Raw genomic sequence first — 19,910 nt, 5'->3', positions numbered from 1 at the left:
TATTTATTTTTGCTTTACTGTTGTGCACTAATTACCAAACATGGTGCACTAATTTGTATGGATAAACCCTTCTCTCAAGCCTGTGAAAACAACAAATTACCTATTTTAAACGTATTAGATGCGTTCTTTTCTGATGTGACGGATGTATTAGAAGTCGGCTCAGGTACTGGGCAGCATAGTGTGCATTTTGCAACGCATTTAGCACATTTGCAGTGGCATTGTAGTGATCGCGAGGTTAATCACCCGGGGATTTTACAATGGCATCAAGAAGCTGATTTAACTAACTTGCATGCGCCACTCACACTCGACCTTAATGATCCTTGGTCGGTTGAAACAGTGAATGCCATTTTCACTGCGAATACAATGCACATTATTAGCTGGTCACTGGTGGAGCGCTTTTTCCAAGGTGTAGCAAAGCACTTAGCGCCAAAAGGTAAACTGTGTATTTATGGACCATTTAAGTACCAAGGTAAGTTTACCAGTGCCAGTAATGCTGAATTCGATGCGTTTTTAAAACAGCAAGATGCACATAGTGCAATCCGTGATTTTGAAGCGATTTGCCAACTTGCAGAGCAAGCTGGCTTAACCTTTGTTGAAGATGTGCAAATGCCAGCGAATAACCAATTATTGCTGTTTAAAAGGCAGTAAGCTTTCGCATTGGGCTTTATAGAGCGCCATATGTTGGCGTTCTCTAGTAATAAAATCACTAATGGCAGCTGCAAACTCAGTGTGTTGAATATGATGCAATGAATAGGTATTTACGGGCTTAAAACCGCGACTTATTTTATGCTCACCTTGCGCGCCAGAATGGAACTGCTTAAGTTTGTTGGTAATGCAGTATTCAATGCCTTGGTAATAGCAAAGCTCAAAGTGCAAACTATCAAGCTCATAGTTCGTTCCCCAGTATCGACCATATAAACAATTCTGATCTTTAAAACTGAGTGTGGCGGCAATCACTTCTCCTTGATACTTAGCGAACATTAACACTAGTTTGTCGGCCATGCTTTGCTGTAATAGCTCAAAAAAGGCGGTATTCAAATAACCATTGTGGCCTGAACGCTTCAAATAGGTTTGGCGGTAAAAATGACTAAATTGCTGCATGTGCTGTTTGCTGATGTCAGCACCCTCGAGCCATTCTACGGTTATCTGTTGTTCAGTTATTTTTGCGCGTTCTTTTTTGAGCGATTTACGCTTTCTTGCGGTGAGTGAAGCTAAAAAGTCCTCAAAGTCATTATAGCCTTCATTAAACCACTGAAACTGCACGCCATGACGTTGCATTACGGTGTCGCTAGTTAATGCAGTCGCTTGTTGCTGGTGGCAAAAATTTATATGCCAACCTGACCAGTCTAATTGCGCTGCCGTTGCTGTGAGTATGTGCTGAATATACGCATAGACTTCAGCGGGCTTATTGTGATTTATACTAATTCGTTGCCCTGCAATAGGTGTGAAGGGAACGCCACACAGCCATTTGGGGTAATACTCTAAGCCATGTTGTTGATAGGCTTCAGCCCAAGCCCAGTCAAATACATATTCACCATAAGAGTGGTATTTTAGATACCCGGGTAGTAAGGCTATAACCTGTTCTTGCTGGTAAATTGCTAGGTGCATAGGTTGCCAGCCCGACTCTTCACTCACACAGCCTGCTTGTTCTAAAGCCGCCAAAAAAGCGTGATCGGTAAAGGGCGTATCATAAAAAAATGACTGCCATAGAGCGGCATCAATCTCGCTTATTTGATTAAACCAGCGGTGGCTAAACTCACTCATTGTGCAGCCGATTCAATATCTTTGATAAAATCGTTGATATGCATAGCAAGCTTATCGAAATAAGGGTTAAACGTGAGTCGTGCAAAGGGTTTGTGCGCTTGTAAATTTTCGGCTGTGCGTTCACCCATCACAACGTCTTTTTGGTATTTGCAGGCTGTATAAAGCGTGTCGTCATCTAAGTAGCTTCCGCAATTGCGATACAATGCTGTGCGACCGTAGTAAGGGTTGCTGGGTTTATTAACAATACCAATATGTGACATTCCTTTGATTTTTTTACAGTCATCGGTGTCGCAGTCATCACGAATTATTTGGTAATCAGCTGGAAAGCTAGCTGGGATGTTATTGTCATCACCATAGTATACAAGCCGATCAAGCTGGTTATTCTTGCGCGTTTTTGGGTCGTGCAGCTTAGTTAAAATCTTAAAGGTCGCTTGGTTATCTATTGTGGTGTCAACATCACTAAAGGTGCTAAATATCGCTACATTAGGGAGGTGGCGATGACGTAGCTCATCAAGGCTAATACGGCTCATTGCTTCGTGACTAGCTGAGGCTGCACTAAATGGAAACGACTCATACTTGGCAAAATCAAGGTCCGCGTCTTTATCAATCCAATTCACAAATGGAATCGCATCGACCCATTTCGCTAGCCAACCGTTTTTATTGTGTGGCTCGCTTGCGGGTGAAAACAACATAGCAGCCGTAATTTTATTATCGACTGGTATTGAGTTAAGTAATCAATAACCAGTGCAGCACCGGTTGAGTAGCCCCCTAATATCACCTGATCAAAGTCTTTTAATGCGCGCTCAATGGCATACACGCTAGCCTTTTGCCAATCATCGGCATCGATGTCTCTAAGTGCTGCAGGAGCGGTACCATGCCCAGGGAGTAAAATTGTGCGTACCGTATAACCTTGTTGATAATACACTTGTGCAAGGTCGTGATAGGTAAAGGGTGAGTCGGTTAAACCGTGGATCAAGAGCACCGCTTTACGGCTATCGGCCTGTTTAAGTTCAAATGGGCTTATTAAATCAGCAACAGTTGCGTTAGCTGGTCGAGCGTCTTGTGCAACAAGTTGCTGATAGGTGTCTGTGTAAACAGGGCATGGCAAATTAGCACGCGGATTTTCGCTACTAATTTGCAGGTACGCAGCGGTTAAATAGTCACTAAATGCTTGCTCGATATTATAGCTAAAGGTGCTATGGCTGCGTGGTAATGGCTCTCTAAACAGCCCTTCGCGCTTACTTTTCATCATCAGTTCTTGGTCTTCAAGCTGAGTAAGGCAGGTTTGTTGCTGTGCCATTAATGAGCTGCTAAATAGACCACTGATGGCCCAAGAGATAGCAACTAAGTTGATGAATTTCATATTTTAAACATCCTTTTAAAGCCTGTTTTTAGCTTATCGAGTTATGTTTTATTTGCAAGCAAGGTGCGTCAAGCAAGCGGTAAATGACGCTTAGTGAACGCTTGTTTTAAGACCACTGTCGATTCGATGTTAGCAATACAATCAATACTACCTAATTTATGTTTCACAAAGCTTTCATAGCTTTCTAAATCTGCGGCAACGATCTTCAGCAGGTAATCATAACTGCCTGAAATAACAGAACACTCAAGCACATGTTCTAGCTTCTCAACCTGCTGTTCAAATTGCTCAGCAGCGGCAACAGAGTTTTGGTTTAAGCGCACAAAGGCATAAACAGACACATTTAAATCAACGGCTTTAGGATTGATGGCAGCATGGTAACCACTGATCACATTTGCTGATTCGAGCTTTTTAATGCGGCGAAGGCAAGGGGTATCTGACAGGCTAACAGACTGGGCCAGCTCCGAGACAGAAGTTCTCGCATTATCTTGTAAAGCATTAAGTAATTGTTGGTCTTTTTTATCTAATTTCATTTTTATTTGAGTGATTTTCACTAATCTAGATGGATTCTAGTCTATATTTTGGCGATTAGCACTCATTGAACTCTGTTAACATTATCGCAATATAATTATTTTGGAGTGAGCCTGTGACTGAGAACACCAAGGCATTTGATAGCTGGCTTCGCACCCGTTTTGTTGAGATCAACAGCGAATTAGAAAAACTATATTGGCAACAAGACGATAAAGCGAATGTAGAGGGTGTCGGTGAGCACCTTAAACGTCAATTAGAGCAAGAAGGTAATGAGCATATTCGTGCTTTACTGGCTGAGGGCAATACCGATGAAGGCTTTGATAACGCCTTCGATTTATTAGGTAATGTTGGTTTGTATATGGCGGCATGCCGTCGACATGAAATCACTGAGCCTTCTCGTGAAACAAGTTCACCGCTTGTTGAAGCCTCTGCGTTGGCAATGCACATTGGTGCATCTATTGGTGTAACCCCGCGTTTTGCAACGGCGCATTTAACCACCCACAATAAAGCGGTTGATGGTTTGTATAAGCGCTTTACTGACCTTGAAGATGAGAAAATCTTTGTCGATTACAACACTAAGGGCATTTTAGCGTATAAGCGAGCGGCAGATGCTTTATTAAAAATTCAGCCATTAGGGATATCGCACCCTATCACGGCTGATTTACTCACAGTAGCAAAACAAGCGCTGCTTGATGTGATTGAGTCGAACAATACGCTATACAACAAGCTCGACACAGACCGCTTTTTCTATTGTGTACGTCCGTATTACAAGCCGTATCGAGTAGGTAAAGAGGTATATCGAGGTGCGAATGCCGGTGATTTTGCGGGCATTAATGTCATCGATTTATTACTTGGTCTTTGCTTTGCTAATGAACCTAGTTACTCGCAAATGCTGGTGGATAAATTCTTGTATATGATGCCTGAAGATCAGCAGATCCTGCGTGAAAGCATGCGTATGACAAGTATTATGGATGACTTCTTAGCTGCAGAAACTGAGCGTGATAGCGAATGGTTACAAACTAACTTAAAGCTGTTCATTCAAGTGTGTAAACTGCATGGTGATACTGCCATTGGCCACCATAATCAATTGGTCAGTAAATACATTGCGCAGCCTTCACAGCAAATGCAGCAACAACATATGGATAAAGTCACAGCCAGTGGGCCGCCTTTGCATGTGTTACTAAACTCACTAGAGCAGCTGCGTGATCGCCGTGCGGCAGCAAAGCGGGATGATATTCGCACCCGTTTCGATGACTTAACTAAGTTAAAACAGTGGATTAATTAATGAACAAAAACGATTTTGTAATTCCACAAGGCAGCTATTTGCTTAACCATTCTGTGGGGCGACCATTAAAATCTGCTGAGCAGCATTTTCATCAGCAGTTTTTTGCCGCTTGGCAAAATGAAAATAAAGAGCCATGGCAACAGTGGCTGCAAGGTGTTGAGGCGTTTACGAGTAGTCTCGCTAAATTATTTAACTCGCACAGTGAGCTATTTTGCCCACAAGTTAACTTATCGAGTGGTTTAACCAAGCTGTTGATGTCGCACCCGCGACTGCAACAAGAAAATTGCAAAGTGTTGATGGCAGAAAGTGACTTTCCAAGCATGGGTTTTGCGATGCAAAAAGCCCTACCTGAAAGTGCTGAAATCGTGTTTATTGGTAAGCATGAAGACTTAACCGATGCGCAGGTTTGGCAGTCATATTTAGCGAAAAATGATATTGATTTAGTCTTTATTAGCCATGTTTATTCAAACACGGGTCAGCAAGCGCCTATTCACGAAATTATAAATATCGCGAAACAACACAACGCATTGAGCTTACTTGATGTTGCACAGTCTGCGGGCATTTTAGAGGTCGACTTAACTAAGCTTGATGCCGATTTTATGTTGGGCTCGAGTGTCAAATGGCTATGTGGTGGACCGGGTGCTGCTTATTTATGGGTTAACCGCAAGCAGCTATCACTTTGTCAGCCACAAGATGTTGGCTGGTTTTCTCATCAAAATCCGTTTGAGTTTGATATTAAGCACTTTGCTTATCATCAAACCGCGTTGCGCTTTTGGGGCGGTACCCCTTCAGTTGCACCTTATATTTTGGCTTCGCATAGTATTAATTACTTTGCTGATCTTGGTATTGAGAAAGTTCGCGCTCATAACTTAGCAATGCTCGCGCAGTTTCATGATCAATTAGCTGATTATATGCGTTCACCAATACAGGATGACAAATGTTCTGGAACAGCCATTATGCATTTTGGTGAGCAACAAGCGGCTGTAAAAGCTGCGCTTATTGCAGCGAATATTGCAGTTGATGAACGTCACTTAGGCTTAAGAGTCTCTGCTCATATTTATAATGATCAGCAGGATATAGATACTTTTATCACAACTGTGAAAAGGGACCTTATAACAAAACGCTTAATTAAGTGTTATTGCGAGTTGGTATTACGTTAAGAGCTTGTCGAGCCTTTGCTTTGACAGAACGCCAGTGCGTCATTGGTTTTTCGGGGACCAGCGCTAAAATTTGCTCAAAGTCGATGTCATCAATACTAACTTCGTTACTGTGGGCAAACATAATTCGTTTTGGTTGCAGCGCTTTTAGCATCAACAAAGAGTTTAAATACAGCTTTGGGTAAAAAACAGGAAAGGGTGGCACAAGCTGCCCTTTTACTTTTACTAATAAATCAGCAATGTAAATTCGCTCGCTAGGAATATGATACAGACTAATATCTCGGTCGGTATGACCTGGGCTATGCAGTGCTTGCCAATCGTCAAAGCCGGGTAGGGTTGCATCAGTGGCAAGGTAATAGTCAGCATCTAAATGGCGGCTGTACCAAAGATTATGGCGTTTTTTATTTAACCTACCGGCGACCCACCAAGCCAAAGCAATATCGGTTAAATGCATTAAGAAACCATCAATGCCTCTATACCATTGCCCAGGGGCGTTCGACGTCGCTATTTTTCCACCGCTTAACTTTCTTAATGCATGCGCTCCACCGGCATGATCTGGGTGCATATGGGTGACTACTATTAGTTTTAAGTCTGTGATGGGGCGCTTGAGTTGTTCGGTAATATAGTCAAATACAGTATCAACATCAGCACGGCAACAACCATCAAGTAGCATCAATTTATCTGGGTATTCAACCAAATAGATATTTTGGATATAACCTTCGAGCGTATGAATTTGCAAAACGATTGATCCCTAAACTTAATCAGCAAATGTTGTTATATCATGTCTGACCAGTTTTGGTAAGCTAGACTAATTGGATTGCGTGCCTCGCTCTTTGAGCTGTTTTTTGGTTTCTTCTAGCTGTGCTACCTGTTTTTCGAGGGGGGCGATTTGGCTTTTATAATAAGCATTAATACGTTCGCTTTGTTTGCTAATAGCATCATCAATAGACGCTGCGCCTAACCTGTTTGCGGCATCTTGTGTCATATTATTGAGTTTACCAATGCGCTCACTCTGTTGTTTTTGTAGTTCTTTAATCTCTAACTGAAGGCGGTCTATTTCGCGATCGGCTTTTTGAATTTTTAAATAATCTTCAACACTTAAGTCTGCAGGTTTTTGTGGATTTGGCGGCTGCTCTCTGGCTGGGGGTTGGTTACTTGCGGGTGGTGGTGCAATTTTTACTATTGCTGCATCTTTACCACAAGGCTGCTCTGTAAAGGTGGCAACCCCGTCAATCATGCACTTATAAATAGTGGCTTGACTGTTGGTGCTGGCAAATAGAGCAAGCGTAAAAAATGCAAAACGAAACATAGCATCACTTTGTGTAGCAAATAGATACTTAGCATGCATGAAATATAATGAGGAGTGCAAGTTTTCGGACATAAAAAAACCGCTTAAAAGCGGTTTTTAATAATAAAATGGTGGAGAAGGAGGGATTCGAACCCTCGATAGAGCTACAAACCCTATACTCCCTTAGCAGGGGAGCGCCTTCGGCCACTCGGCCACCTCTCCAGCGCATAATTCTGATTGTAATTTGCTGAAATAAATCAACAAATAAAAATAAGTGGTGGAGAGATAGGGATTTGAACCCTAGAGGGGCTACAAACCCCTGCCGGTTTTCAAGACCGGTGCATTCGACCACTCTGCCATCTCTCCACATCGTGATGCGAGAATAATACTTAGCTGAATCGGCTGTGTAAATAGGAAAAAGTTTGTTTGCTTGTTTTTTGAGCGTAAAGAGGGAGTTTTTTGTAAAAAGGTTTAATTAATTGCTGTTTTTAACTTAAAAGAAAGGGGTTGGAGCAGTAAACGGAGGAGCTAAAGAAGGATCTTCGTTAGTGGTTGGGTGTTTACTGCACCGATAAAGTAACCATGGTTGGGGATTACTTGTGTTGTACTGCGCCGCCAAGAGCTAACTTTTTGCCGTAGCGATTTAGTTTTGCCAACATTTTTGCTTTGCGGTTTGTTGGTTTTACGGCAACATGATTTGCAGCGTTTTGGTTTAATGTATTAATTGGGTTCATTACTTTGCTCCGGGTTGTGTTTGGTTGAAAACGTGAGTATTTTGCAATCAAACTGAACAAAAATAAAACGATAAAAATTGAGTCTGTCGGATAACTTTTTCTAATCCGAAAGTCTTTTATTAACATGGGGTTAAGTTTTTAAATACACATTGCGCTGCATGCTTATGCAATTGTGTTTGCGTTGAAGTATAAGTAAATAAAGGTTTTTAGCTTTTGGTGTTTTTATTTATGCGTTTTTAGAGTGAGAAAGTGACTAATTATTCAGATTAATATAATTTGAACGAGCGTGGTGTTTTTGCCATGCAAGAAAAGAAGTAACCGTTGATGTTGATAATAATAAAGCCAAGTGACAAAAAAAATCATAAAAACAGTGTTGATTGGCTACTAAAAGAATGTAAAAAAAGACAGATTGAGCCTGAATTGTATTTAACCACAGGCAAGTTTGAGAATGATTGCGCTGATATTGCGCATTTGGCTAAAAACCAGAGTCAAGTTGTGGTGATTGGTGGTGATGGGACGCTGCATTTAGCCGTTAATGCATTAATGTCGAGTCGCTGTTCTATCGCGTTAATTCCAGCAGGCACAGGAAATGATTTTGCGCGTGGCTTTGCGTGTAAAAAACAGGCTTGGTATGAGGCTGTTTTTAATAGCCGTACAGAATTAATCGATGTTGGACAAATCAATCAGCGCTATTTTATTAATGTGGCGGGAATAGGGTTTGACGCTGAAGTCGTGACGCAACTAAATAAAGCCGGAAGTTTTAGCTCGTTTGGCTACACTTGGCAGGGCATCAAACAGCTATTTTCATTTCGGGCACGCTCACTTAAGGGGGAGTTTAATGGTAAAGCACTCAACTACAGTAATTTAGCGACGATTTTTGCTAATCATCATTATTTTGGTGGTGGCTTAAAGATTGCCCCTCGGGCAAAGTTAAATGATGGTCAGCTTGATTGCTACTGCATGCCAGCTGGCGGTTTATTGAAAAACCTGATCAGCTTTTTGTATTTACTGATCGTAAAGCATCATAGTTTGCACGCGCTGGAATATACCTGTTTAACGACTGCCGATATCACCACGAAAGGACTGGCTATAGAAGCCGATGGTGAGCTCGTTGGCTTTACTCCGGCTAAAGTTAAGATTCACAAACAAGCACTTCGTTTTCATGTGCCATAAAAAAGCGCCGGCAAAATTTGCCAGCGCTTGGTGTTAGAGGCGACATAGTCACTTCTAACTGGGGACGGAGCTTTTTTGCTGCAGATTACGTGCAGCAAAAAATGCTTTAATTTGTCGAGTTGGAGTCAGCACGATAGCATTACCGAATAACACTAGGCTAAAACCCATAAAGGTATTTGCTTGCCATTCAAATCCTTCAAATAAGGTACTTAAGACCACTGCAACCAGTGGGAATAATACGATTACATAGCTTGCTCGCTCAGGACCGATATTTTTAAGTAGCGCGAAGTAACAAGCAAATGCGATTACGGTACCAAATACTGCTAAATAGAAGAGCGATACCCAATAGCTGGTTGGGGCATTCAATGTCAGCTCAACGTCGCTTACTAAAACATAAGCTGCTAGCCCTAAAGCGCTGTACAACATACCCCAGGCATTGCCTTGAAGTACGCCAATATTACACTGAGAGTTTCGAACACTGACCATATTCCCCAATGAAGCCACAAAGGTCCCAGACAGCGCAAGTAGTAACCCGACCAACGCACCATTACTCAAGTCGAATTGCTGAATTTGTGGCCAAAACAAGCTGGCAATACCCATTACACCGAGTAAAGCACCAAAGTAAATTCGTTTCGCAATTGGTTTTGCGAAGAACAAGCGGGTGTTAATAATGTTCATTAATAGCAACATCGAAAAGGCAATTGAGGCCATTGCTGAGGTGAGATAGTTCTGCGCCCAATACAGCACTAAATAATTTAAACCAAAGTTAAATAAAGCCAATAATGCAAAAAATCCGTGATCGCGCAGTGAATATTGCATAGGGAGTTTTTTTACCAGCACAAAGGCCCACATTAAAATGGCTGCAATGGCAAAGCGATAAAATAAAGAGACCTCAACAGCAACATCACCCAGTTGAAACTCAATAGCTAGCCAAGTCGATCCCCAGATCAGTACTGTAGCAAGGTAGAGAGCGGCGCTTTTCATAGTTAGTACCCAAAAATTGAAAGTATGTTCATTTTAATCCTCTTCTGTATACTTAACATATACAGAAAACTAGAAATGCAACCTATACAGTTTGGTGGGCTATGTCACAAGTTATCAGTCGTAGTAACAGTGAGTTCTTATATCAACAAGTTATTCAGCTAGTTAGAGATCTTTGCGTGCAAGGTTCGTTATTACCGGGTGAAAAATTACCTTCGCTCAGAAAAATGGCAGACAAGCTCAACATCAGTATTCCTACTGTAAAGCAAGCGTATCAATTACTTGAAGGGCAAGGGCTGATCGAAGCCAGAGAAAAGTCAGGGTACTTTTTAAAGTCATCACAGTTAAATCAGTCTCGACCAAAGCGAGTTAGGCTCAGTCGAGAGCCTACCACAGTCAATAAGCAAGGCTTGATTGAGCAAGTCTACAGCGCTATCCACAAAGCTAATGTGGTGCCATTTGGTATCGCCAACCCTGTGGCTGCTGCACCGACAGATAAAGCGCTGGCACGAACAATGCGCCGAGTCATGACATTAGCTGGCGCATCGGCAATTAATTACGGACCGATGGATGGCTTTGCACCACTTAAAAAACAGCTCATTCATCGCTATCTGGACTTTGGTATTGGGGTTGATAGCGATGAATTAGTGATCACCAATGGTGCTCAAGAGGCGTTGGCGATTGCCCTTAAATGTGTGGCTAAACCCGGTGATGTTATTGCTATCGAGTCGCCTTGTTATTTTGGCATTATCGAATTAATTGAAAGCTTAGGCTTAAAGGCTCTGGAAATACCGCTGTGCCCCGATGAAGGAATATGGCTAGATGATTTGGCTCAAGCACTCGATGAGCATGATATAAAAGCCTGTGTGTTTTCAACCTCATTAAATAACCCAGTTGGCAGTTTTATGCCTGATGCCAAGCGTGAGCAATTAGTGGCACTTTTAGAGCAGCGTGACGTGGTGCTTATTGAGGATGATGTTTATGGCGACTTACATTTTACAGCTAAGCGCGCCACGCCTGCACAAGCTTATTCAAAAAAGGGCTTAGTGATCACCTGCGCGTCGTTTTCAAAAACAGCCGCACCTAGTTACCGCATTGGTTGGATCATTGCCGGTAAGTTTGCAGAACAAGCAAGGCGACACAAACGCGCGCTTAGTTGCTCTGCGCCACTTATAAACCAGTGGACCTTGTATGAGTTTATAGCTAGCGGTGAGTACGACCGTAACATTCGTTTGCTTAGACAGCGCTTATGTACCAATAAAGAACGTATGATTTGGTGCCTGCAGCAATATATGCCAAGTTGTGCGCGTATAAGTAACCCGCAAGGGGGCTGTGTTATCTGGGTTGACCTTGGTAGCCAATATGATGCGGTAAAGTTATTTCATCTGGCACTAGAGGCGGGGATCAGTATTACTCCGGGGTTGATATTCTCAGCGGGTAAAAAGTACCGTAGCTGTTTTCGTTTAAGTTATGGCTTGCCTTGGTCTGAAAACTTAGAGCAGGCGATTAAAACGTTATCGCAATTGACTGTGCTGGCCAAAAAATAAAAAAGCGCAGAGCAAGCTCTGCGCGAAAGGACCAATTGTTTTGGTTCAGGGATGTTAATTAGTCAATTACTCTGCATTCTGTTTGAAAGTAAATAGTTGGTACTCTTTTAGTTGTGGTACTAGTACCACTAATTCTTGTTCTTTATGAGCGATATCTGCAAAGCTGCCGCATAATGCATCTGCACGTTCTTCAAGTTGAGCTGCCTGTGTTTCTACGCGTGCTTCTATTTGTGCGCCCATGTTTTCCATACGTTGCTCAAACTCATCCATGTCGCCACCTGAACCTAAAAGCTCAGAACCTAGCGCAATTAAAATGCTGCCCATTGATTGCATCATGGCTGACTCGACAGCCGATTCGATTTGCTCATCGAATTGGTCTTCAAAGTTTTGGCCAAATTTTTCGAAATTTTGCTGACCCATGGTAAACGCACCTTGCTGATAGAAGGCGTTTTGCACTTCTACACTGATATCGTCCATTAATTCTGAAATGTCGCTTAGGTCATCAATATTGAAAGCATTTGATACTTCTTCAATTGCTACGCCTGCTATTTTTACGCCATCAAGTGCGATATTGGCGACTTCAGGAAGTTGGCTGCGTAAGCTGTCTGAGTAATCTGCAATTGCTTGCTGTTGTGAAGCATCAAGCGATACGCCTTGACCATCGATATATAAAGTGTGCTGATCGATGATTTTCATAGTGCGATTATCGGCTGTGTATACTTCTAACTCGCTTGGTGTGATGCGTACATCATTTATAAATTCAACATCACACTGCTCACCGCTGAATGAAATATTTGTATCATTATCGTTATGAGCCATTGCGCTGGTAGCGATAAATAAAGAACTTACTAACAATAACTTTTTCATTTTTTTCTTTCCTGTTTGAAATGACACAAATACATAATCAAATTGAATGCCATAATTTATAAGTTCAATTAATTCAATGGTTTGATGTGTTTTTATGATTTTTTGAAAATTGCGGTCAATAATTTTTTAACCACTTTTTAGTCAAATTAACTAAAAAATACACATGCATAAATGACTCTTATCGAAACGATAAAAAACTCTCACTTTTCAGAAATCAAATTTAGCGCTATTTATTCACAATATTGACATATGACCTATTTAGCATGGGTGTATGGCTTTATTTTGGTGGTTTTTTAGATACTAAATTACTACTGAGCTTTTTAATCTTTGCCAATTCATCGAGCAAATTTTAATCTCAAGAATTGGTCTCAAACACTTTATGGAGTGGGTTGTGGGTAAGACATTTAGTTATGACGCGCTAGATGACGATTTTGTTGAAGACGAGTACGAAATGGTCGGGCGTAATCAACACGACAAGAAAAAGCAACGCGTTAAGAAGAAGTTGGAAGACTATCTTGAACAAAAACGCTTGCGTAGAAACTTAGGCGATGACGACTTTGACGAGTACTTGAACGACTAAGCATAAATTTAGATAAAGAGGCAATTTGCCTCTTTATTGCTTTTAGACTTTGTTATTTGCCCAGTGCAGCTGCGATGTCTGATTCGAGCTGTTCAGGCTTTGTGAGTGGCGCATATCGCTTAATTGCTTTGCCATCTTTACCAATTAAAAATTTGGTGAAGTTCCATTTTATTTTGCGGGTGATAAAGCCCGGTAACTCTGATTTTAGGTATCTAAAAACAGGGTGAGCATGTTCGCCATTCACATCGACTTTGCTCATCATTAAAAAGCTAACGCCGTAGTTAATGAGGCAGCCTTCTTTAATTTCCTTCGCGTCCCCAGGCTCTTGTTTACCAAATTGGTTACAAGGAAAACCAATTATTACTAAGCCTTGCTCATGATACTTTTCATGCAGTGCTTGTAAGCCTTCATATTGTGGAGTGAAGCCACATTTACTTGCAGTGTTTACAACAAGTACGACCTTGTTTTCAAAATCAGAAAAGTCAACGGTTTGGCCTTGTAGGCTGGTAGCTGAGAGTTGGTGAAATTCGCTCATAGTGATAACTTTTTATTATTGTTGCATTGATTCTAACTTGCTTGGCATTTTTCTAAAAGGGTAAATTTTAATCAGCGGCTTTTCTTACTTGGGGATAAGCATCGCAGCTAACTTAAAATTATAAATAATCCCATTCCTGCCAGTGTTGTGTAGTATATATTATGTGTTTTATAGGCCACGATAACAGACACAACAGCAGCACTTAGGTAAGGATTTTGCCAATCTAGATTTATCCCTTCGTCATTAATAAACACAATGGGCACCCAAATTGCGGTGAGTACGGCAGGGGCGCTAAAACTTAAAAATTGCTGCATTTTCGGGCCAACTTTAAATGGTAATGCGCGGTGTAAAAATAAGTAACGTGTGAAGAAGGTGATACACGCCATTAATAAAATGGTGATCATCATTGTGTATGCTCCTCTTTTGCTTGCCAGCGACTAATTAGATAACCCACTGTCATAGCGATAAGAGCCGCGGTGACAAGCCAAAGTTGAAAGCCCTGACTTTTTAATAGCGTTGCAACAACGCCTGCGGTGATCACAGTAGCCAGTGTTGCAAAGTTCTTTACACTCGGAATAACTAAAGCAATAAACGTGGCAGCGATGGCAAAATCAAGACCTAGGTGTGTTAAATCGGGAAGGAGGCTTCCTGCGACAATACCTAGCAAGGTCCAGATATTCCATGCAATATAAAAACTAAAACCGGCACTGAGTGCATAAATAAGGCGTACTTTCGTTCGGTACGCTTTGCGATGGTGCGAAAAAGCAAATAATTCATCGGTTAGTACAAAACTCACTGGCAGTCGCCAACGAAAGGGTTGATCTATGACTTTGTGGCGAATAGCTAAACCATATAAAAAGTGCCGTGAGCTAATAATGAGTGTGGTAAATAAAATAGTTAAAAGCGGCGTATTGCCTGCCATTAATTCAATCGCAACGAGCTGTGCTGAACCTGCAAATACCAACAACGACATAGCTTGTGTTTCTAGGGCACTGAAGCCATTTTGAACAGCTAACGAGCCACATAAAATTCCCCAAGGTAACACCGCAAGGCATAAGGGGAGCATGTCGAAAAATCCTTTTAGCAAGGCTCTTATTGTTGATTTATGCATCTTATCGCTCATGTTTGTTGTTATGGCTCAGATCAAAACAGCTGAAATAGAGGTGTGTCAAAATAACTGAAGTTTGCAATAATGTATAGCCGAGCCTGTTGCTGAAATCATTAGCATCTTTTAAAGGGAAAGTTACAATGTCAAAAGTTAAAGTATGGGATGGCTTTATAAGAAGCTTCCATTGGTTATTAGTTGCCGCCATCGCAACACTCTATTTTAGTGCTGAAGAAGGTATGTTGGAGCTGCATTTTACTGCAGGCTACTTCACTCTAGCGCTTATTATTACACGTCTTGTTTGGGGCATTATTGGTAGTAAAACGGCAAAGCTCTCTGCACTTATTCACTCTCCTGTTGCTGCAATTAAGTCATTTACAAGCAATGAACATAAAGCGGGTCATGGCGCAGCGGGTAGTTATATGGTGATAGCCTTTTTTGCGCTACTCATCGTACAGTTAACCTCAGGCTTAATGACCAGTGACGATATTTTAACGGATGGTCCTCTGGTGGCGCATGTATCCTCAGATACCGTAGAGTTTGCCGGTTGGCTCCATCATTTAAACTTTGACATCTTGTTGTATGCCATTGTGTTGCATGTATTAGCGATTGTGATTTACCGCATTAAGGGAAAAAACTTAGTGAAACCTATGCTAACGGGTAATAGTGAGCAAGTTGCGGTTACTGAGCCTGTTACTAAATCACCGTTGATAGCTTTTGTTATTTTTGCAGTGTGCTTAGTGGTGCTATTTACGACTTGGGGTGCAGAGCCGCTCAGCTATTTGCTTGGCTAGGTAATCTAATACCAATCCGCAATAATACTTAATCATTTTGAGGGATAAAACCTGTCGCTACCTGCGTTAAAAATTTCTGATTTAGAACAAACTAAATAACGAAATTTTTGCCTTGCTATCAACGAGGTTCTATTGCCTCAAAATAGACCACTTAATTAAGCGAATTGGTATAAGACATTAAAAAAGGCGCTAATAAGCGCCTTTTTAGTTTAAATTTTTAACTAGTCTTTGAAAGACTTATGGCAATCTTTACAGCCTTTAGCCCAAGCGCCAAATGCTTTGCCGATTACTTTCTTATCGCCACTTTGCGCTGCAACTGCTAGCTCATCAGCATATTGTTGGAAAGCAACTGCTTTTTTCATAAAGGTTTCGTTGTCGCTCCATACAGCTGCAAGCGCAGATGTATCACCTTTATCAGAACCCGCTACGAAAGCTTCCCAAGGCATTTTAGATAATGCCGCTGCATTGTTAGCACGCTTTTGAAAACGTTCTGCATCAAAAGGTACTTTCCCTTTTAGCATATCGCCCATGTCACCAATTTGTACGCGGATCATTGAAAATGCTGCCTGACGATACTCGATTGCATCGCTTGGCTCTTCAAATACAGAATTTGCTGAAGCGCCTAGTGCCATTGTTGAAAGCATTGCACCCACTACTAATTGTTTTAATTTCATTCCTTTTGCCCCTTAAGATGTCATAAAAGTAAACTAACTGAGTTTTATCTTAGCTCAATATAATATTCAAGTGTATTGCGGTTAATCTTAACTTAAGTTTAATTTAATCATTTATATCAATATCAGCGAAGATCATGCCGCGGCGCATGCTTCTTGTTGCTAAGAAAACCTCGCATAGTAAAGATAAAAATCCACATATCAGCAGCGCCATAGCGACCACAAAGCAGCTAGCAATTGTCACGCTCAAGTTGATAGATTGAATATGCGATAAAAATAGACACATAACCACAGCACATACTAATAAAGCACTGAGTACACTTAGACTAAATGCAATATGGATGCAGCGAGAGCGTTTCAACAGTGCCCTTAGCTCCGTTGTTAATGACTTATTGAAGTCTTCATCCGTACTGACTTTAAGCTTGCGTTCTAACTGCCGCGCTCGATCGGTAATACGCGCCAAGCGGTTGGAAAGCACGCCTAATGTTGCTGCAATACCGGTAATTAAAAAGACGGGTGCAACAGCAGTTTGAATCACCTTTGCCATGGTAAGAATGTTGATAACTTCTGAATTCATTTGATAGTACTCTATTTATAAGGCTTTCATTTACAAACGTTTACAACCTTTGGTTTTGGGTTTAAGTCTTTGTAAAGAATGGGTTTGTTCTTTCTTTTTCGCTGTTAGCGCAAGGTTGTTGTAATTTATATGTAACTGAGATGTTGTTCTTGTCTGTGTTCCCGTTTTATATTCCCACTGAAACTTTGTTTCAATCACTATTTAGACGATAACATAACATATCCCAGGGGAACCCATGTCTAAGAATATAATAAAAAGAACTGCAGTTGCTTTGGCTGTGACGAGTGCAATGTGCGCTGGTGCACAAGCCAATGACTTTTCTAAATATAATCTTGCCGGCAAAAAATTAATCCAATCGAGCGCGGTAACTAAAAAAGAACAAAAAGTTCGCAGTGAAGCAACAAGCTGGCTTGTAAAACTTAATGCTCCAGCATCTATAAATGCAAAAACAATGGGAGCGGATGTAGCGTCAATTCAAGCGCAAGCTAAAGTAGCACAAGCAAGTGTAGAGCAAGCAATCAACAGCATGGACTTACCTCTTCAGGTCGTTGCTAAAACTTCAACCCTAGTAAGCTCAGTTGTCGTTAATGGCAATAAACGTGATGTTGCTAAGTTACTTTCAAATTCGCAAGTAGAAGATATTTACCCAGTATACGATTATGAATTGCATGTTGCTGACAGCGCTGACTATATTGAAGCGACTCCGCTTGTATCTAATGGTTTAGCAACAGGTGAAGGTGTTCGCGTTGCTGTGCTTGATACAGGTATTGACTACACTCATACTGCTTTTGGTGGTGCGGGTACAGATGAAGCCTATGCGGCAGCTATTGCTGATCCTGCTTCTGTAGATTGGCCTCAAGGCAAGGTATTAGGCGGCTACGATTTTATTAATAATGATGCAGATCCGATTGATGTGACAACTAACCACGGTACTCACGTTTCTCACTCTGTTAATGGTATTGCACCAAATGTAGATTTATTTGTTTACTCAGTATGTGGTGGTGGCTGTCCAGGCCTTGCACAGCTACTCGCGCTTGAAAGCGCTATGGACCCTGATGGAAATGGTGACATTAGTGACCGTGTTGATGTTATCAACATGTCTCTAGGTGGTAATTATGGCGATATTGCCAACGATGCTGTAGGCCTGTTTATTAATCAAGCGGTTAAGCTTGGTACAAACGTTGTTATCTCTGCAGGTAATGATGGCGCATATCCATTCATCGTTGGTGGCCCAAGTACTACAGAAAATGCTCTTTCAGTGGGTGCGATGACTCATCCTACCGGTGAAGAATCAGTTGGTAGTGGTACAATTAATGGTGAAGAAGCAATTGTGCAACCAGCAAGCTTCGGTCCACAAACAGCTTTTACTTTCTCAAGTGATGATATTGAACTGGTATATCCAGATGCAAACCAAACAGCATGTGAAGCCTTTGCAGATGGTGTAGACTTTACTGGCAAGGGCGTTATCATCGACCGCGGTGGTTGTGCATTTACAGTAAAAGTCTTAGCGGCTCAAGATAAAGGCGCTGAGTTTGTAATTATCGCAAATAGCAATGATGATGGTACACCAGCTCCTATGGGGGGGTCTGATCCTGCTGTAACTATCCCTTCTGTAGGCGTGACATTTGCAGCTGGTACTGCACTTAAAGCTGGTGGCGCATTTAACCTTACAGTAGAGCGCCTTGTAACTTCAGGCGCTATTGCTGACTTCACATCGCGTGGCCCTTCAATGGGTGGTCTGTTAAAACCTGAAATTACAGCGCCAGGTGTAAACATTATGACTGCTCACCCAGGCCTTGGTGATGGCTTAACGGGTGCAACAGGTACTTCATTCTCAGGTCCAATAACTGCAGGTGCTGTGAGCTTATTAAAAGAAGCGCTTCCAGAGCGTAACGCGATTGAAATTAAAGCTACGCTAATGAACACTGCAAACCTGAATGTGACTATGGAGCCATTAGCAATCAATCCTGATGCTGAGCTGGCGCCAATTAGTTACATCGGTGCGGGTCTTGTTGATGTCAATAAAGCGGCTAACTTACCAGTTGCTGCCTGGGCTGCAGATACTAAACAAGCAGCACTTTCGTTTGGTTTAGTAAACGCATCAGAAACCGTTGAGCTTACTAAAACAGTTCAAGTTAAGAACTTCTCTAATGAAGATAAAGTGTACACACTTTCTCTTGAACAACGTTATGCAGACGATGTTGAGCGTGGTTCATTCTCACTTGACTATCCAGAGTCAATTACAGTGCCAGCGGGTCAAACTATGTCATTTGACGTGACTGCAACAATTGAGCCTACTACTTTGCCTGAGTGGACATTAACGGATGATAATATTGGTTCACAAGATGCGACAGCTGATTTAACTACCCTAGAACTTGATGGTGCGTTAATCTTCTCTGATGGTAGCGATGAAGCATTCCACCTTGTTTATCACGTATTACCAAAAGCAAATGCAGCAATGAGCTTCACGCCAGTTGTTACAGATAAAGGTGTTGCACATGAAGTGACAAACACAGGTGCTGTAGTACTTGAGCCAGTATTTGCTCCGGCGGTAATGACTGATGATGTTGATGAAGAGCAACGCTTTGATTTAGTTGGTGCGTCAATTGAAACATTTGCAGTATCTGCAGAAATTTGTGAAAGCGGCTATGTAACTCTAACTACACTTGTACTGAACGAAGGAATTACTCACTCTTATGTTGGCGGCTTTATGGCTGACTTCGATATGAACCAAGATGGTGAATACGATATAACCGTACAAAATGGAATGCTGGAATGGTTTTATGAACCAGGTGAGGTAGAGCCAGGAACTGCGATTGCCTTTACTCATGGCTATGGTAGTGGTTCTGGGAAGGTTAGTAATATTTTCCAAATAATTGGTAATAATCACTTAACACTGCAAAGCTGTATTGAAGATTTTGGTTTAACTGCTGATGATATAAACGAGCAACTGTAGATGTC

Annotated in this window: 22 protein-coding genes and 2 tRNA genes; 8 read left to right on the top strand and 16 right to left on the bottom strand. The window is 41.6% G+C overall.

From position 1 onward, the window contains the following. The first annotated feature begins 57 nt into the window (after positions 1-57). Entirely contained in the window at positions 58-648 is a 591-nt protein-coding gene (locus ACRWSG_RS08765) for a DUF938 domain-containing protein (protein WP_462166088.1), read from the top strand. On the opposite strand, the gene ACRWSG_RS08760 is transcribed toward ACRWSG_RS08765, so the two are convergent. The 4 genes from ACRWSG_RS08760 to ACRWSG_RS08745 all read right to left on the bottom strand — a co-directional run bounded on the left by ACRWSG_RS08760 (position 625) and on the right by ACRWSG_RS08745 (position 3,657). Beyond that, positions 625-1,764 (bottom strand): GNAT family N-acetyltransferase, encoded by a 1,140-nt coding sequence (locus ACRWSG_RS08760; protein ID WP_194442838.1) that lies wholly within the window; start codon positions 1,762-1,764, stop codon positions 625-627. The two genes, ACRWSG_RS08765 and ACRWSG_RS08760, sit on opposite strands and share 24 nt — an antisense overlap. Beyond that, positions 1,761-2,456: a hypothetical protein gene (locus ACRWSG_RS08755; RefSeq protein ID WP_462166087.1), complete on the bottom strand. Its 696-nt coding sequence runs from the start codon at positions 2,454-2,456 to the stop codon at positions 1,761-1,763. The genes ACRWSG_RS08760 and ACRWSG_RS08755 overlap by 4 nt, the downstream gene beginning before the upstream one ends. Continuing rightward, positions 2,408-3,127, bottom strand: coding sequence for an alpha/beta hydrolase (locus tag ACRWSG_RS08750; RefSeq protein WP_462166086.1), 720 nt, complete (start codon positions 3,125-3,127; stop codon positions 2,408-2,410). Before ACRWSG_RS08750 ends, ACRWSG_RS08755 begins: the two co-directional genes overlap by 49 nt. Positions 3,128-3,195: 68 nt before the next feature. After that, on the bottom strand, positions 3,196-3,657 hold the full coding sequence (locus ACRWSG_RS08745) for an Lrp/AsnC family transcriptional regulator (RefSeq protein ID WP_054554614.1): 462 nt from the start codon (positions 3,655-3,657) through the stop codon (positions 3,196-3,198). 113 nt (positions 3,658-3,770) lie between these two features. Here ACRWSG_RS08745 and ACRWSG_RS08740 point away from each other — a divergent pair, with 113 nt between their 5' ends. Together ACRWSG_RS08740 and ACRWSG_RS08735 are read left to right on the top strand one after the other, a co-directional pair. Further along, positions 3,771-4,940, top strand: coding sequence for a PrnB family protein (locus ACRWSG_RS08740; protein ID WP_194442840.1), 1,170 nt, complete (start codon positions 3,771-3,773; stop codon positions 4,938-4,940). Continuing rightward, positions 4,940-6,100: an aminotransferase class V-fold PLP-dependent enzyme gene (locus tag ACRWSG_RS08735; protein ID WP_462166085.1), complete on the top strand. Its 1,161-nt coding sequence runs from the start codon at positions 4,940-4,942 to the stop codon at positions 6,098-6,100. Before ACRWSG_RS08740 ends, ACRWSG_RS08735 begins: the two co-directional genes overlap by 1 nt. On the opposite strand, the gene ACRWSG_RS08730 is transcribed toward ACRWSG_RS08735, so the two are convergent. The 5 genes from ACRWSG_RS08730 to ACRWSG_RS08710 all read right to left on the bottom strand — a co-directional run bounded on the left by ACRWSG_RS08730 (position 6,069) and on the right by ACRWSG_RS08710 (position 8,119). After that, complete coding sequence (locus ACRWSG_RS08730; protein WP_054554617.1) at positions 6,069-6,836, bottom strand: MBL fold metallo-hydrolase; 768 nt, start codon at positions 6,834-6,836, stop codon at positions 6,069-6,071. The genes ACRWSG_RS08735 and ACRWSG_RS08730 overlap by 32 nt on opposite strands. A gap of 69 nt (positions 6,837-6,905) precedes the next feature. Then, positions 6,906-7,406, bottom strand: a complete 501-nt coding sequence (locus tag ACRWSG_RS08725) for a DUF4124 domain-containing protein (protein WP_194442842.1) — start codon at positions 7,404-7,406, stop codon at positions 6,906-6,908. A gap of 108 nt (positions 7,407-7,514) precedes the next feature. Then, positions 7,515-7,607, bottom strand: a tRNA-Ser gene (locus ACRWSG_RS08720). Between the two features lie 53 nt (positions 7,608-7,660). Further along, positions 7,661-7,751 (bottom strand) — tRNA-Ser (locus tag ACRWSG_RS08715). 227 nt (positions 7,752-7,978) lie between these two features. Further along, on the bottom strand, positions 7,979-8,119 hold the full coding sequence (locus ACRWSG_RS08710) for a hypothetical protein (protein WP_194442843.1): 141 nt from the start codon (positions 8,117-8,119) through the stop codon (positions 7,979-7,981). Between the two features lie 324 nt (positions 8,120-8,443). Here ACRWSG_RS08710 and ACRWSG_RS08705 point away from each other — a divergent pair, with 324 nt between their 5' ends. Continuing rightward, a complete protein-coding gene (locus ACRWSG_RS08705; RefSeq protein WP_194442844.1) occupies positions 8,444-9,292 on the top strand; it encodes a diacylglycerol/lipid kinase family protein in 849 nt (282 codons plus the stop codon). Between the two features lie 54 nt (positions 9,293-9,346). Here ACRWSG_RS08705 and ACRWSG_RS08700 read toward each other — a convergent pair whose 3' ends face one another. Beyond that, a complete protein-coding gene (locus ACRWSG_RS08700; protein ID WP_194442845.1) occupies positions 9,347-10,276 on the bottom strand; it encodes a DMT family transporter in 930 nt (309 codons plus the stop codon). Positions 10,277-10,377: 101 nt separating this feature from the next. On the opposite strand from ACRWSG_RS08700, the gene ACRWSG_RS08695 reads away from it, so the two are divergent. After that, a complete protein-coding gene (locus ACRWSG_RS08695; protein ID WP_462166084.1) occupies positions 10,378-11,820 on the top strand; it encodes an aminotransferase-like domain-containing protein in 1,443 nt (480 codons plus the stop codon). Positions 11,821-11,886: 66 nt separating this feature from the next. Here the strand turns inward: ACRWSG_RS08695 and ACRWSG_RS08690 are convergent, their stop codons facing one another. Next, positions 11,887-12,687, bottom strand: coding sequence for a YggN family protein (locus tag ACRWSG_RS08690; protein WP_462166083.1), 801 nt, complete (start codon positions 12,685-12,687; stop codon positions 11,887-11,889). Between the two features lie 391 nt (positions 12,688-13,078). On the opposite strand from ACRWSG_RS08690, the gene ACRWSG_RS08685 reads away from it, so the two are divergent. Next, positions 13,079-13,267, top strand: a complete 189-nt coding sequence (locus tag ACRWSG_RS08685; protein WP_082389337.1) for a PA3496 family putative envelope integrity protein — start codon at positions 13,079-13,081, stop codon at positions 13,265-13,267. A gap of 52 nt (positions 13,268-13,319) precedes the next feature. Here ACRWSG_RS08685 and ACRWSG_RS08680 read toward each other — a convergent pair whose 3' ends face one another. The 3 genes from ACRWSG_RS08680 to ACRWSG_RS08670 form a co-directional block, all read right to left on the bottom strand. Next, a complete protein-coding gene (locus ACRWSG_RS08680; RefSeq protein WP_054563709.1) occupies positions 13,320-13,802 on the bottom strand; it encodes a glutathione peroxidase in 483 nt (160 codons plus the stop codon). A gap of 107 nt (positions 13,803-13,909) precedes the next feature. Beyond that, positions 13,910-14,209: an AzlD domain-containing protein gene (locus ACRWSG_RS08675; protein ID WP_063529256.1), complete on the bottom strand. Its 300-nt coding sequence runs from the start codon at positions 14,207-14,209 to the stop codon at positions 13,910-13,912. Further along, the gene (locus ACRWSG_RS08670; RefSeq protein WP_300361546.1) at positions 14,206-14,913 is read right to left on the bottom strand and encodes an AzlC family ABC transporter permease; all 708 of its coding nucleotides are present in this window, start codon (positions 14,911-14,913) and stop codon (positions 14,206-14,208) included. Before ACRWSG_RS08670 ends, ACRWSG_RS08675 begins: the two co-directional genes overlap by 4 nt. Positions 14,914-15,050: 137 nt before the next feature. Here ACRWSG_RS08670 and ACRWSG_RS08665 point away from each other — a divergent pair, with 137 nt between their 5' ends. Next, on the top strand, positions 15,051-15,701 hold the full coding sequence (locus ACRWSG_RS08665; RefSeq protein WP_054554626.1) for a cytochrome b/b6 domain-containing protein: 651 nt from the start codon (positions 15,051-15,053) through the stop codon (positions 15,699-15,701). A 221-nt stretch (positions 15,702-15,922) separates the two neighbouring features. Here ACRWSG_RS08665 and ACRWSG_RS08660 read toward each other — a convergent pair whose 3' ends face one another. After that, the gene (locus ACRWSG_RS08660; protein ID WP_054554627.1) at positions 15,923-16,375 is read right to left on the bottom strand and encodes a c-type cytochrome; all 453 of its coding nucleotides are present in this window, start codon (positions 16,373-16,375) and stop codon (positions 15,923-15,925) included. A gap of 103 nt (positions 16,376-16,478) precedes the next feature. Beyond that, positions 16,479-16,949, bottom strand: coding sequence for a DUF2721 domain-containing protein (locus ACRWSG_RS08655; RefSeq protein WP_462166082.1), 471 nt, complete (start codon positions 16,947-16,949; stop codon positions 16,479-16,481). A 235-nt stretch (positions 16,950-17,184) separates the two neighbouring features. Between ACRWSG_RS08655 and ACRWSG_RS08650 the strand changes: the two genes are divergently transcribed. After that, positions 17,185-19,905 carry a S8 family serine peptidase gene (locus ACRWSG_RS08650; protein WP_462166081.1) on the top strand — a complete coding sequence of 907 codons (2,721 nt, stop codon included), beginning with the start codon at positions 17,185-17,187 and terminating at the stop codon, positions 19,903-19,905. Positions 19,906-19,910 lie beyond the last annotated feature (5 nt).

This window comes from Pseudoalteromonas sp. GB43, from assembly GCF_054923805.1.
Note: the sequence above shows the minus strand (reverse complement) of the source record. Positions and strands in the feature narration are given on the sequence as shown.